Genomic DNA, 13,456 nt, shown 5'->3' with positions numbered 1-13,456 from the left:
AAAGCCGGAAGAAGCCATTTCTTCCGGCGTCCGAACTCGGATACGCTACAGGGTAAACTGCCCGGTCAAGGCTTTGAGCCGCTGCGCCATCGAATCCAACATGGCGGCTGAGTCTGTTCCCTCGTGAACCGATGCCAGTTGTTCCTCCGATGCAGAGGCGATAACCTGTGCATTCACCGTGACGGTCAGGATATTTTCTTTCACGACAGCCACCTGACGCAACACCTCTTCGCTCTGCCCACATAGCTGCGCCGTCTGGGTCGCGATGGTTTCCACATTGCCTGCCACGTGGGTCGATATCCGCTCGATCTCCGCGAAGACCTGTCCCGATTTTGCGATCAGCGCGGAACCTTCCCGGACCACCTCGGCCTCTTCGGTGATGGCCCGGATCGATTCCTCCGTTCCTTCACAAACCCGTTGAACGATACGCTGAATCTCAGCCGCGGCGGAAGCCGATTCCTCGGCCAGCTTGCGAACCTCCTCGGCGACCACGGCGAAACCACGTCCCTGTTCGCCTGCCCGCGCTGCCTCGATGGCCGCATTCAAGGCCAGCAGGTTTGTTTGCGATGCGATCCCGGTGATCGCGCCGATAATCTGACTGATTTTTTGTGAGTTCTCACCAAGGCTGTTGACGGTCTGTTCCGTTTCGACGGATTTTTTCAGGAGACGTTCCATGTGGGACGCCACCTGGTGGATGACCTGGGCGCCGTCTTGGGCCGATTCCGCCGCCTTCCGGGAAACGATCCGCGTCTCATCGAATTCATGAATCATGGTTTGGATGTTGGTTTGGATGCCCGTCACCACATGGACGGAGCGCTCCGCCGTTTCCGCCACCGCTTGGGAAAAGGAGGCGATCTCCTGGACGCCGTTGGTGATCTCTTCGGTGGCTTTTTCGATATCGCTCATGTTTACCTTCAGCAGGTTGGACGATTGGGCGACCTCGTCAGCGCTGGTGTTGGCGCCCAGGATCAGTGCGCGCAGGTTCTCCGCCATCGTCCGGTAGGCGTCGAGGAGGGTCTTTATCTCGCCTTGGCCCTGAATATCAACGGAACGCGGGCGCAGATCACCGCTGGCGATGGTCCGGAGCAATTCCGCCGTGGCGGTGATCGGTCCGGCCAACCGTCCCGAGGTGACCGTCCCGACGACAAGGGCGACGAGGAGGCTCACCAGTAGCGTACCGACGGTGACCAATTTCATATCCTGCGCCGTTTGTACGCTGGCCGTCACCGGGATTGTCACCGCCACCTGGGCGACTTTGTTCCCGTTGATATCGGCCAGGGAACGGTGTGTGCTCAGGTAGTAGGTTCCCTCCACCTGTCGCTTGCTCACTTCCTCATCAAGCCGCTGATCGCCGGACAACCGCTTATCGGTTGTCAAGGTCTCTTTTCCCGTTTCCGAAAAGAGGGTGATATCGGCGCCGACCAGTTTTTTCACCGTCTCCAGATGACCGGCTGCCACGTATTTTCCGAAGATCAGATAACCTACCGGTTCTCCCTGCCCCTTTGACCCCAGTACCTTGGCCGCTCCGATCAGGGCCAGCCCCTGCTCTCCCTGATAAAAACCGGTTACCAGTTTTTCTCCGGCCATCACCTTCTTCAAGACCGGATGTTTGCGGACGTCTCCTGTAAAGGTTTCCTTGCCGAAGGAATCGAGGACATCTCCAGACAGATCAGTCACAACGCCGAAATCAATCTCAAAATCATTTTTTGAGCCATCGATAATTTCCTTTTTTATCCATTCCGTTTCCTTATCGTTCACATTCTCGTTGGCTTCGTCCCAAAAAGCATAGGTTTTTACAGCCGTTTCCACCTGTTCTACCAGGACGCTCAGCGTATTCATCGTAGATTCGCCGGCAAAGAAAACCTGCTCCCGTTCGATCTCTCCTAGGCTCTTGTTGACAGAGTAATAACTCAACCCGCTTCCGAGCAAGACAGGCAACAACGCAAACAGGACCAGCCAAAAAAGGAGCTGTTTTCGAATCGACATGCCATTCCCTCTTTCTTACAATACGTTGGGTTCGATCCGGTTGCGCCCGGCCCTTTTCGCCAGATAGAGTTGTTGATCGGCCTTCTCCACCAGCCGGACGGGGGTTTCACCGGCATACTGGGCGAGACCGCCGCTTATCGTGACGCCCTTTATCGGCTCCACGATAAGCGCCTGCACCTTTTCCCGGATTCGCTCGGCAACCCCATAAGCGCCGGTCAGGCCGATACCGGGAAAGATCACTAAAAACTCCTCGCCGCCGTAGCGGCCTGCCATATCTGTTTGTTGAAGACAAGACCGTATCTCCGAGGCGATGGCCGCCAGCAGGGCATCGCCTTTTTGATGTCCAAAGGAATCATTCACCCGTTTGAAGTGATCCACATCGAGCATGAGGACAGATAGGTCCCTTTGCTGCTGCTGGGCGCGGCATATCTCCGTCTCCAAGCGGCTGTAAATCGCTTTGTGGTTGAAAAGCCCTGTCAGTCCGTCGGTGACTGCCTGCTTGCGCAGCAAGGCGTTTGTCTCCGTTAATTCCTGCTCGATGCGCTTTCGCTCTGTAATATCCACGACAAAGGTCACCTTTTTCAGCCGTCCGTCTTGACCTTTGATCCGCGTCGCATCGGCCAAGATGGTCATCTTCGCCCCGTCTTTGCGCCGCACGTCCCATTCGCCGCGAAGCTCCCGGCCTTCCCGGATAAATCGTTCATGGAGTTCCTCCAGGATATCTCTCGATGTGTCGTCACAGACAAGGCCGAAGTGCTGCCCGACCAGTTCTTTTTCGTCATACTGGTAGAGGGAACAGTAGGCCGGATTGACCGACTCAAAGATTCCCTGCTCATTGGTGACGCATATCCCTACAGGCGTGGAACGGATGATCGCCTGTAGCCGCGCCTCGCTTAGCTGAAGGGCGTTCACGCCCTCACGCAACCTGTCCAGCAGGCTATGGGCGTTGTTTTTTTCTTTGTGCAATTCCTCAATCGTACGGTCCCGTTGGATCAATAAGGCAACGAGCGCTTCCTTTTTCAGGGTTTTGTAATCCATCCCGGATGCTCCTCTCCAGGCTGCCTCTGTCTATGAATGCATGGGACCCCTGTCCTACAATGATTGTACCGAAAAAGATCATCATTTACCATACAATGTACATTTTTTATATCATATGCTTAAACTCTGGAAAAGTTTTTTCGGAGATGCGTTTGGCACTTCCTTTGAGACGTTTGACGACAGCGTACATACAAAAAGCGCCGGTTTTGAAACCAGCGCTTTTGTTACAAAAATATATTCCCCTGTAATAAAAAGGCTATTTTTCGTAAATGGGAAAAAAGTAGCCCGGCGGAAATCGCCGGGTTACCTTGGATCCTGCGGTTTTCAGTTCGCGGAAAGAAAAGCGTGCTCCGGAGGAGAAACAGCAAGGGAAGGGATGAACAGTTCATGCCAGCGCATAACAATCCGGTAGTTGCTCTGCCCCCAGAAGACGACCCGCTGGGTGTCCGCTTCCACTGTAATCTGCCAGATGTGACTCGCGCCCGGCTTTTCCCATTGCCCGACGATATTTCCCGCTTCGTCATAGGCGACGATGCCCATGCCATACCGGTCAACCAGGTTGTACACCCAGTAGGTGTATAGACCCCACCGGATCACGGGGTTGGTCGGACTCGACGCGCCTGTGTCGGGCCCCCAAGCGGCGGCCTCGACCAGACCATGGGGGATCGGCGGATGACTGGCCGAGGGCGCCCGCACCACCATAGGAATCGCTTGTTGCTCGTACATGGCATCACCTCCATCAAGATGGAGATAGATTTTCTTCAAAATTCAGAAAATTCCTTCTAGTTTTACTGAAAAAGAGAAAATTTATTTGGAAGAGCGATTTCGGCGGCAAACGCTTATCTGCTCCTCCATGTATGGTTTGGCAAAGGGGATGCTCCCGGCAGCCGCGTTTCTGTTTGGAACACACCCTCTTTACTCTGCTGTCTCCCTCAATCGCTCCACATCGATGATCCGCACCGTCTCCAGATGAAAATCGATCAGGCCTTCTTCGCGCATGCGCGCCATCTCCCTGGACATGGACGGCCGGGACACGTTCAGGAAGTCGGCCAGTTCGTTCCGCTTCATGGGCAGGCGGAAGGTGGCGGCGCCGGATTTTTTGTGCTGCTCTAAAAAGAAGGTGCTCAACTTCCCCCGCATGCTCTTGATGGACAGGTACTCCACTTTTTTATTCAGCATCATGGCCTTCTCGGAGATGATGCGGAGCATGTTCTGGATGATCGCCCGGTGCCAGGCGCAACTGCGTTCACACTGCCCGACCAGCTTGCGCCGGGGGATGAAGAGGACCTGGCTTTCCTCCTGGGCGATGACGGTGGCCGGCCATGCGGCATTGCCGGAAAAGACGACGATCTCGCCAAAGAGGCCGCCAGGGCAGATCACGGCCATCATCGACCGGTGGCCTGCCGCCGTTTCCTTGATCACCTGGGCTTCCCCCTTGAGCAAGATGCCAATGCTGTCAAAGGCTTCCCCCGCGAAGGCGATGGTGTCACTCTTTTTGTACTTATTGATCCTCGGCTCCAGGCATACCAGCATTTCCTTCACCACGGCAGGCTCCAGGCCGTCGAAAAGCGGGCACGCGGCCAGGAGGCGCGTATCTTCCCTGTCCATGGGCTCATTCCTTTGCGTGTTTTTGCACATTCCTTCGCGTGTGTTTTCGGTAGCCATGGCTACCGATTTTTTTGTCCAATTTTATTATAGTGAACATGCGAAGGCAAACCAATCCGAAGGAGGATAAAAGATATGAAACGCAAAATCGTCACCATCAACGAGGAAAAATGCAACGGCTGCGGGCTCTGCATCTCCGCCTGCCACGAAGGCGCCCTGCAACTGATCAACGGCAAGGCCAAATTGGTCTCCGACGCCTACTGCGACGGCCTCGGCGACTGCCTCCCCGAGTGTCCCACCGACGCCATCACGCTCGTAGAGCGGGAAGCGGACCCTTTTGACGAAGTGGCCGTGAAAAAGCGCATGGAAGAACTGAAGCACGTCGCTGAGGCTGCTCCTGCTGTTAACGCTCATGCCTGCGCTTCCGCATCCGCCGCCGTTACTGCCACTCCTGCTTCCGCTCCCGCTGCATCCCCCGCTCCCTTCGGCTGTCCCGGCATGAAGGCGCGGGTAATCGAGAGATCGCCCAGCGCGGAAGGCGCCCCTTCTCCTGGTGCTGGTGCCGGCCGTGCCGTTGCCGGCGCGGGCGCCAACGCCGGAATCGGCTCGGGCGTCGTCGCCGAATCGCAACTGGGCCAGTGGCCCTGCCAGTTAAAGCTCGTCTCGCCGCGGGCGCCCTACTTTGACAACTGCCGCCTGCTCATCGCCGCCGACTGCACCGCCTTCGCCTACGCCGGGATTCACCAGGACTTCATGAAGAACAAGATCACCCTGATCGGCTGCCCGAAGCTGGATGACATCGACTACGCCGAAAAACTGACAGAGATCCTGGCCACCCATGAGATCGAGAGCCTGACGGTGCTCCGGATGGAAGTCCCCTGCTGCGGCGGGATCGTCAACGCCGTGAAAAAAGCCCTTGCCGCCAGCGGCAAGATCATCCCCTGGCAGATCGTCGTCATCGGCACCGACGGACGCATCGTCCAAGGGGCGTAAAGAGACAAATTCCTGACGGCCTTCAGCCCGTGATGAGTAAGAGGTCCCCTGTAGCGACATGACAAGAGCCAACCACAACCGGTCGGCTCTACCATGTCGCTTTTTCATTTCTCATTCGCCCGGTTTCATCAACGTGTACAGACAGGCGGAGCAACGATAGACACTGAATCGGAAGCCTACGGTCACAACACGATGGAAACCGTCATATCCGCAATCAGGGCATTTCAATCCCTGCTCATCTTTTTCACCATCGGGCGGGCGATTCCATTCCCAACCGACGATATTGCACTGAGAGCATTGACAATAATCGCCCCGGCTTCGATAGGTCCTGCTCCCGCAACTTGGACAAGTAACCTTATATGCCAATGGTTCCGCCCCCTAGAACGATGTGATTAATACAATTTATGGGGAAAGGGGGAGCGAAAGACCGAAAAAATCGTAATTGATAGCTTGACGGAAATCAGAGTCGCTTTTTCAAAACCGGTTAGGAAACAGCCGATAAACCTTAATTATTCCTCAACGGCATTCACCGCATCTTTTATCATGTTCACCCAGTGTCTTAACAAGGCGGCAAGGGCAACGGGGAATCTTCAAAAGCAGCGCGTAACCGGGCCAAGGCTCCCGGAGGGAGCGGCTCCGCTGCCTGGATCGCAATATCAATGTCAGAGGATGGACGTTCCTCGAATCGGGACCAGGAACCGAAAAAGAACACCTTCACTCGGTACGCGCCGAGGTTTTCCTTTAGGATCGTATCGATAATCGCAGAGAATCGTTCCCGCTCCCCCAAAATATACCACCTCTCAGGCTGACGGGTAGCGTTGTGTTAGTCCGGAACAAACCGATCTTTTATCTCCATTACGTATGTTTCAACATCTTTTAGTCCGTTATAAAGAATTTTGTAGATAATGTCGGGATCGATTCGCGCGTAGTCATGAACCAATAGATTTCTAAACTGCGCCATTTTTTGAAGATCCCCCAGAAGAGCCTCCGAAATCACCCCATTTTCGACAAGCACGGCAAAAATATCCCTGTTGCTTCTCGGCTCGCGGTATTTCTCATCAGCGATAATATGATTGCCAATATCCAAGCTGCATTCAATCGCCAGATGCAGTGTTCGCTCAACAAAGCGACGAGTTTTTTTGTCATTCACAACAGCAGATAGGCTAATGGGCGGATTATCGCGCACATCCCGCAAGTCATGAATATATTCATTCAGCAATGCCAGTTTTTGTTTCAATAGAGATTGATCAACCACGGCCTTCCCCCCTCTACCGATTCCGCTTACCGATCAGCACATTATTGCGATACTCCAAGTATGGCAGAAAATCAAAAAACTCACGGCGAGAACGCACTTCAAAATCGACCCGGCGCTGCCGCTCTCTTTCTACCATGACAATGCCGTGCCGGCGGACCTGGTGCTGGAGCAGCAAGGTTGCTTCCTCGAGATCCACCACATCGACCTGCCTTCCCGCAATATCTTCCAATAGACCTGCAATCTCCAACCGCAATTGGAATCTCTCCCATTTGGAAAGGCCCTGTTGAAACAGAATGGCGATGTCGATATCGCTCCCAGGTCGTTCGCAACCCTTGGCCACAGAACCGAACAGATAGGCGACACTCACCGCCGGGAGTGCGCCGAGCCGTTCCTTTAGTTTGATTTGAATGCCTTCATCCATCAGATACTCACCACACCTATAAAGCCGGTTACAACTTTCTTTATATTCCATCTTACAATGTTTGCCATAAATTAGCAAGTCGAGCCTTGCTTCTAGAGATGAAATTCGCTTCTTCTTGTAAATTACTTTTTAAGAATATATTGCTTGCTTTCGCGCGTTTCCGGGAGATAAAATAAGGAACATAAGAAAAATCAGATTATTCCGGCCTCTTGTGCGTTCCAACAGGGAATCCATTTTTCTGAAAGGATGATCTGTGCATGGGAAAAGCCATTTTCAAGCAGCGCAACGGCGTTCTCGGTGTCGGCGTCATCACCCCCTGCGGGTTTATCACACCAGAGCAGTTGCTGGGCCTGGGCAAGCTTCTGCCGGAGGTGGGCGCCGTCGGCAGCAAACTGACAACCCGGCAGACCCTGGTGGTGCTGCTCCCGGAGGAGAACCTGGACCGGTTTACGACGAAGCTGCGCGAGCTCGGATTGGATGTGGGCTGCTTCGGCGACATCGTCCGCAACGTCAAAGGCTGTCCCGGCAACAAGTCCCTCTGTCAACGCAGCCTCAGCGACGTCTTCGAGCTGGCCGTAGAGATTCAGAACAAGTACAGCAACCAGCCCACACCCCATGATTTCAAAATCAGCGTGGCCGGCTGTCACCGCGGTTGCACAGACCCCCATTGCGCCGATTTCGGCGTCACTGCCGCCGGCCAGAACGAGTTCGACATCTATCTCGGTGGCCGGGGCGGCAGCCGCAACCCCGTCCATGGCCAGCGGGTCTACCAGCGGATTTCCCGGGAAGCCGTCTTTACTGCGCTGGATCATGTCTTGACCGCATACCGGCAATTGGCGGAAGAGCGGGAGCGCCTCTGTCTGACCATCCGGCGCGTCGGCATCGACCCCTTCGTCCTCCCCAAAGACAAACTGCCGAAGGCAGAAGCGGAAGAGAACGATTTTCTCGATTTTCTCGCCGAATAAGGAGAGGAGCGTGAAGGCGGTATGACGGAAAACGAGATCCGTTTTGAGGAGATCTCGAAAAAGCTCGACTCCCTCTGCCTGCATGGAGAGGCCTGCAGGACCTGCGAAAAAAACAAATGCCTCGTCTTCTTTTCGCGGAAAGTGGCCAACTACGCGCTGGCGAAAAAGGTCACCAACATCCCCCAGGGCTGCTCCATGATCCCGAACCAGGACCTGAAGATCTATTCTGAAAAAGAAATTATCGAGGCCTTGGCGCTTGTCCTCCTGCAGTGCAAGGACTGCCGGGACAACCATGAGGAGGACTGCTCCGTCAACATTGTCCGCACCTGCTTAGAATACGCCCTCTTCGGCGACAAGCTCCCCTATCGCGGCAGCACGACCATGTACTTCCTGGACGCCCACAAGTCGAGTGAGCGGATCGGGAAGCAGTTGAAGGAGACATTTATTCAAATGAAGGGTGTACATAAACAATAAAAAGGCTTGCCCATATACCCGGAAGCCTTGCAAACAAAAGTTCAGTTCACAGGAACGCTAGTACCTTCGAAGAGATTCCCTGCGAAAACGAAGACAGGGATTCTCTTTTTTAATTCCTTAAAAAATACCCGGTTTTTTATCTTTGTTCAAGAAGATGAACATCAAAATTTCCACTTTTCTATCTTGTATGTACCATTTTTAACCGTGTTTGTTCAGCATTGCCTAGGGTTGAATAAATCTTAAACAACAAAAAATATATACCTTGCCACCTGATATAAACAAGCGATAAAATGTACAAAGTAATGAAAAACTAAAACAGCCTTTATTTTCTTACAACCGGAACCCCAACTTTAGAAAGGGTGATCCTATTGGGAAAAGCCATTTTCAAACAGCGCAACGGTGTTCTCGGTGTCGGCATCATCACCCCCTGCGGTTTTATCACACCGGAACAGTTGTTGGGGCTCGGCAAGCTGTTGCCGGAAGTGGGCGCCATCGGCAGCAAGCTGACGACCCGGCAGACCTTACTGGTCCTGCTCCCTGAAGAGAACCTCGAACGCTTCACCACAGGGCTGCATGCCCTCGGATTGGAGTTGGGTTGCTTCGGCGACATCGTCCGCAACGTCAAAGGATGCCCCGGCAGTCATGCCCTCTGTCACCGCAGCCTTAGCGACGTCTTCGAACTGGCTGTGGAGATTCAAGGCAAATACAGCAACCAGCCGACACCTCACGATTTCAAAATCAGCGTCGCCGGCTGCCACCGGGGATGCACCGATCCCCACTGCGCCGACTTCGGCGTCACGGCTGTCGGCCAGAACGAGTTTGACATCTATATCGGCGGCCGCGGTGGAAGCCGCAACCCCGTCCATGCCCAGCGGGCCTACCAAAAAATCTCCCGGGAGGCCGTCTTCACCGTGCTGGATCATGTTTTGCATACATACCGGCAATTGGCCGAAACAAAAGAGCGCCTCTGCCTTACCATGAAGCGTGTCGGACTGGATCCCTTTGTCCTCCCGGCAGACAAACTGCCGCAAGCGGAAGAGGCAGTAAACGATTTCCTCGATTTTCTCAACGACTAAGAGCGGAGCGTGAAGACAAGTGACGGAACGGGAGATCAACTTTGAGGCGCTCCAGAAAAAACTGGATGCCCTTTGTCTGCACGGAGAGTCTTGCGGCACCTGTGAAAAAAACAAATGCCTTGTCTTTTTTTCTAGAAAAGTGGCCAACTATGTGGTGACCAAAAAGGTCACCAGCATCCCCCAGGGCAGTTCGATGATCCCCAGCAAAGATCTAAAGACCTATTCAGAGGACGACATGCTCGAAGCGCTCGCCATGGTTCTCCTGGAATGCAAGGACTGCCGGGACAATCATGAAGAGGACTGCTCCGTCAACATCGTGCGCACCTGCCTAGAATACGCCCTGTTCGGCGACACTTTCCCTTACCGGGGGAGCACCACGATGTACTTCATGGATGCCCACAAGTCAAGCGAACGGATCGGCAAGCAGCTGAAAGCCGCCTTTGTCGAGTTAAAAGCGGTCCAAAAGTAACAATTCCGAAAAATCAAGGGTATGTAAGCGTACTAATAGGAAAGAGAAAATAATGTTACTGCATGACTTCGCAGTGTTTTAGAGATAGAGTCCTTCTACCAGGATAGTATCTTTTAAGAGACAGCGTCCTTCACATGAAGATGATGAATAAATATCAAGGGGATGGCCCTCTGCACAATGTGCGGAGGGTCATCCCCTTTTATCGGTATAACAGAACTCTACTCTCGGACCAACGGGAAAGGCCGCTCATTCCAAGGCAACTCTCACATCGAACGACTCGCCCCGGTGACCATGGCGGCCATGCGGTTTTTCAAATCCTGCTCCAATCGGGCCAGTTCCGCCTCGGCTTCCCGGCGCTTGACGCGGCCCTCCTGCTGGATTTTCAAGGTCTCTTCCAGCGTATCCATCAGGTTTTCCTGGGTCTTTTTCAACGTTGCCATATCGACGATGGCCCGTTCATTTTCCCGGGCGACGCCGATGGTATTGGTCTTGAGCATCTCCGAGTTGCGCAGGAGCAGTTCATTGGTGGTATCCGTGACCTGCCGCTGCATGGCCAGGGCGGTCTGCTGGCGTTGCAGCGTCAAGGTGAGCACAATCTGGTTTTTCCAGAGCGGGATCGTCGTCAAGATGGACGATTGGATTTTTTCCACCAGCACGTGGTCGTTGTTCTGAATCAGGCGGATCTGTGGCGCAGTCTGCAATGTGACGGTGCGGCTGATCAACAGGTCGTGGACCTTCTTTTCCAGCCGGTCGACAAATTGGAGGTGATCGTTCAACTCCTGCACGACGGCTGTGTCGTTGGTGGCGGCGGCCCGTTGCTGCAGTTGGGGGATGGTCCGGGTGCGCAGCTCCTCCAGCTTGTGCTGGGCGGCAGCGATGTAGACGTTCAACTCGTTGAAGTACTCCCGGTTTTTGTGGAACAAGGTTTCGAGCAAGGTGACATCGCGCAGGAGCTGGAGGCGTGCTTTATCCAATTGGAGGCTGATCTGGTCGATCTCGCCGCCCAAGGTCTGGTAGCGGGCCAGGACCTTTTCGGCGGAACGCTTGGCCGAACCGAAGAACTTATTGAAGAAGCCGCCTTTCGATTCCATCAGGTCATCGGGATTGGCTTCTTTGAGTTTCAGCATCAAATTGCCGAGAACCTCCCCGACGGGACCGGAATCCTTTGCCCGTACATGATCGAGGATGCTATCGGCAAAACGGGAAAGCTCCGACTGAACGGGCAAGCCGTATTGCAGCAGGGTTTGCGGGTTTTTCTCATCGATTTGCTTGGCCAGGGCCAGCGCCTTTTGCTGCTGATCGGCAGGTAAGGCGGCGAGGGTCACCGCCGGTTCGGGCGGGGTTGCCGCTAAGGACGGCGCGGGGGTCGACTGGGGCGACACCAGCGGGGCAGGCGTTACGGGCACCTGGATGCGGTCGAACGGGCCGGGAATGTCAAAAGGATCCGCCGGATTCGGTCTGGTCATTTTTTCTCTCCTTTCGAGTCAAGGGTCTGCTTCAACACGTTGACTTCCACATCAAGTTCCAACAAATCTTTGGCCAGGAGATTGTTCAACTGTTCTTCATAGCCGTGAACGAGGTCTTGCAATCCCGTATGAGTTTTTTCCAGGGCGTCGCGAATCTCATCATTGGAAATCGGTTGGCTGGACAGGAGCGAATATTTTTCCAGGATGGTGACGGTGGCGTCGAGATAATGGTTGAAAAAAGCCTGCGCTTTGTTGATCTGTCTGAGGTCTTTCCCCGTGATGTCGAGGATCTGTTCGGCGATTTTATAGAGGCGGGTCACTTTGAGCCAGATGGAGAGGGAACGGACTTTGAAGCGATAGCGCCCGATGACTTTCCATTTGCGACGGGCTTCCTTATGGATTTTCTCCAGGTAATGAGGATCGGCGCCATCAGTCAGTGCATGCTGGCCGGGCGGCAAGGCGAAACGGCGCTGAATTCCTTTGGAAGTCACGAAATAGGCTACACCGCCGAGGGCCAGGGCTGGTACGAATTCAAATCCGCCGAGCAAATAGGTCGCCAGAAAGGTCGTGACCGCGATCGAACTCGATAGGAAGATGCGCAACCCAGAAATCAAAATTTCTTTCACGAACTCACCTCCGAAGACTGGCTGAGTCGTTGGTTTCTTCGACTACATCTATTATATCGTATCAGAAACCGCGCGTCTTTCATTCACAAAAAACCGATTGACACAACAGGGGTTGTACACGGCGGCCTCACCGGCCGGGTACAACCCCTGTTTTTTCGCCATAACTTGCCATTGGAAGCGGTCACAGCGACCGCTATAATCGTCACAAAAGGAGGTTTCCCAATGGCTAATATCAATCATCGCCCAGCGAATGATCGTCTACATGACCGCCTACATACACATGGAAATGACCGTCGACATGACCATACAATCGAGGATTTTGTCGGCGAACTGGCCGCCTTCGCGTCTCCCCAAGCCTTCAATCCCTGGCGGGACTATCATTTCGATACCGATATCAGCCCCGACGCGCCGGAGATCCGCAGGGCCCATCTGAAACAATACCTCCGGCTCCGCAAAGAGGCGAAGTATCTCTTTGTCGCCGAAGCGGTGGGCTACCAGGGCGGCCGTTTCTCTGGCGTGGCCCTCACATCGGAGCGGATGCTGATGGGCAAACACCCCGACGTATCTCCGGCAGTGATCCTCGGCGATCACATGGCTGGACGGACAAGCAACCCCGCCTCCCCCCACCTGAAACCGGCCCAACGCGCATCGGGCTTTGCCGAACCCACGGCGACGGTGGTATGGAAGGAGATCTTCCATAACGGTCTCTCCCCTTTTGACGTGATCCTATGGAACATCTTCCCCTTCCACCCTTATGACGCAAAAAAGGGACTGCTCAGCAACCGCACGCCGGCGAAGGAGGAGCTGGCGGTGGGAGCAGCCTTTTTTGGGAAACTGCTGAGTGTAGCGTCCGGGGCGGAGGGTCTGCTCGTGGTCGCCATCGGCGGGCATGCGGCCGAGACGCTGGCGAAGATGGGGGTCGCTCACCGCCATGTGCCGCATCCGTCGAATGGGGGGACGCCGGGGTTTCGGAGAGGGATGCGGGGGATTTTGACAGAAAACAACCCGCCTCCCTGCTGACGCTAAGGGGCGGGTTGACTCTTTTTGGCGGCGCTCTTTTTGAATGGTTTTGCTTCCTAATT

15 protein-coding genes are annotated in these 13,456 nt (G+C 54.4%); 6 read left to right on the top strand and 9 right to left on the bottom strand.

Going from position 1 to position 13,456, the window contains the following annotated elements:
* Positions 1-45: 45 nt before the first annotated feature.
* From GTO91_RS12205 to GTO91_RS12190, 4 genes are all read right to left on the bottom strand, one after another.
* The gene (locus tag GTO91_RS12205; RefSeq protein WP_161259006.1) at positions 46-1,986 is read right to left on the bottom strand and encodes a methyl-accepting chemotaxis protein; all 1,941 of its coding nucleotides are present in this window, start codon (positions 1,984-1,986) and stop codon (positions 46-48) included.
* 15 nt (positions 1,987-2,001) lie between these two features.
* Positions 2,002-3,024 carry a sensor domain-containing diguanylate cyclase gene (locus GTO91_RS12200; RefSeq protein ID WP_161259005.1) on the bottom strand — a complete coding sequence of 341 codons (1,023 nt, stop codon included), beginning with the start codon at positions 3,022-3,024 and terminating at the stop codon, positions 2,002-2,004.
* A 324-nt stretch (positions 3,025-3,348) separates the two neighbouring features.
* Positions 3,349-3,750, bottom strand: coding sequence for a hypothetical protein (locus GTO91_RS12195; protein ID WP_161259004.1), 402 nt, complete (start codon positions 3,748-3,750; stop codon positions 3,349-3,351).
* A 189-nt stretch (positions 3,751-3,939) separates the two neighbouring features.
* Positions 3,940-4,632: a Crp/Fnr family transcriptional regulator gene (locus GTO91_RS12190; protein WP_161259003.1), complete on the bottom strand. Its 693-nt coding sequence runs from the start codon at positions 4,630-4,632 to the stop codon at positions 3,940-3,942.
* Between the two features lie 132 nt (positions 4,633-4,764).
* Here GTO91_RS12190 and GTO91_RS12185 point away from each other — a divergent pair, with 132 nt between their 5' ends.
* Positions 4,765-5,622, top strand: coding sequence for an ATP-binding protein (locus GTO91_RS12185; RefSeq protein WP_161259002.1), 858 nt, complete (start codon positions 4,765-4,767; stop codon positions 5,620-5,622).
* A 559-nt stretch (positions 5,623-6,181) separates the two neighbouring features.
* Here GTO91_RS12185 and GTO91_RS18780 read toward each other — a convergent pair.
* Genes GTO91_RS18780 through mntA form a run of 3 tightly spaced genes read right to left on the bottom strand, consistent with a single transcriptional unit; the run spans position 6,182 to position 7,298 of the window.
* Positions 6,182-6,409: a nucleotidyltransferase family protein gene (locus tag GTO91_RS18780; RefSeq protein WP_161259001.1), complete on the bottom strand. Its 228-nt coding sequence runs from the start codon at positions 6,407-6,409 to the stop codon at positions 6,182-6,184.
* 36 nt (positions 6,410-6,445) lie between these two features.
* On the bottom strand, positions 6,446-6,877 hold the full coding sequence (gene hepT / locus GTO91_RS12175) for a type VII toxin-antitoxin system HepT family RNase toxin (protein WP_161259000.1): 432 nt from the start codon (positions 6,875-6,877) through the stop codon (positions 6,446-6,448).
* A gap of 13 nt (positions 6,878-6,890) precedes the next feature.
* Positions 6,891-7,298 (bottom strand): type VII toxin-antitoxin system MntA family adenylyltransferase antitoxin, encoded by a 408-nt coding sequence (gene mntA, locus GTO91_RS12170; protein ID WP_161258999.1) that lies wholly within the window; start codon positions 7,296-7,298, stop codon positions 6,891-6,893.
* A gap of 257 nt (positions 7,299-7,555) precedes the next feature.
* Between mntA and GTO91_RS12165 the strand changes: the two genes are divergently transcribed.
* The 4 genes from GTO91_RS12165 to GTO91_RS12150 all read left to right on the top strand — a co-directional run bounded on the left by GTO91_RS12165 (position 7,556) and on the right by GTO91_RS12150 (position 10,282).
* Complete coding sequence (locus GTO91_RS12165) at positions 7,556-8,263, top strand: nitrite reductase (protein ID WP_161258998.1); 708 nt, start codon at positions 7,556-7,558, stop codon at positions 8,261-8,263.
* Positions 8,264-8,284: 21 nt separating this feature from the next.
* Positions 8,285-8,737, top strand: coding sequence for a hypothetical protein (locus tag GTO91_RS12160; RefSeq protein ID WP_161258997.1), 453 nt, complete (start codon positions 8,285-8,287; stop codon positions 8,735-8,737).
* 368 nt (positions 8,738-9,105) lie between these two features.
* The gene (locus GTO91_RS12155) at positions 9,106-9,813 is read left to right on the top strand and encodes a nitrite reductase (protein WP_161258996.1); all 708 of its coding nucleotides are present in this window, start codon (positions 9,106-9,108) and stop codon (positions 9,811-9,813) included.
* Positions 9,814-9,832: 19 nt separating this feature from the next.
* Positions 9,833-10,282 (top strand): hypothetical protein, encoded by a 450-nt coding sequence (locus tag GTO91_RS12150; protein ID WP_161258995.1) that lies wholly within the window; start codon positions 9,833-9,835, stop codon positions 10,280-10,282.
* 263 nt (positions 10,283-10,545) lie between these two features.
* Here the strand turns inward: GTO91_RS12150 and GTO91_RS12145 are convergent, their stop codons facing one another.
* Positions 10,546-11,748 carry a toxic anion resistance protein gene (locus GTO91_RS12145; RefSeq protein ID WP_161258994.1) on the bottom strand — a complete coding sequence of 401 codons (1,203 nt, stop codon included), beginning with the start codon at positions 11,746-11,748 and terminating at the stop codon, positions 10,546-10,548.
* A complete protein-coding gene (locus GTO91_RS12140) occupies positions 11,745-12,374 on the bottom strand; it encodes a 5-bromo-4-chloroindolyl phosphate hydrolysis family protein (RefSeq protein ID WP_161258993.1) in 630 nt (209 codons plus the stop codon). The genes GTO91_RS12145 and GTO91_RS12140 overlap by 4 nt, the downstream gene beginning before the upstream one ends.
* A 222-nt stretch (positions 12,375-12,596) precedes the next feature.
* Here GTO91_RS12140 and GTO91_RS12135 point away from each other — a divergent pair, with 222 nt between their 5' ends.
* Positions 12,597-13,394, top strand: a complete 798-nt coding sequence (locus tag GTO91_RS12135) for a uracil-DNA glycosylase (protein ID WP_207709022.1) — start codon at positions 12,597-12,599, stop codon at positions 13,392-13,394.
* The last annotated feature ends 62 nt before the right edge of the window (positions 13,395-13,456 follow it).

It is taken from the genome of Heliomicrobium undosum (assembly GCF_009877425.1).
GTDB lineage: Bacteria > Bacillota > Desulfitobacteriia > Heliobacteriales > Heliobacteriaceae > Heliomicrobium > Heliomicrobium undosum.
Note: the sequence above shows the minus strand (reverse complement) of the source record. Positions and strands in the feature narration are given on the sequence as shown.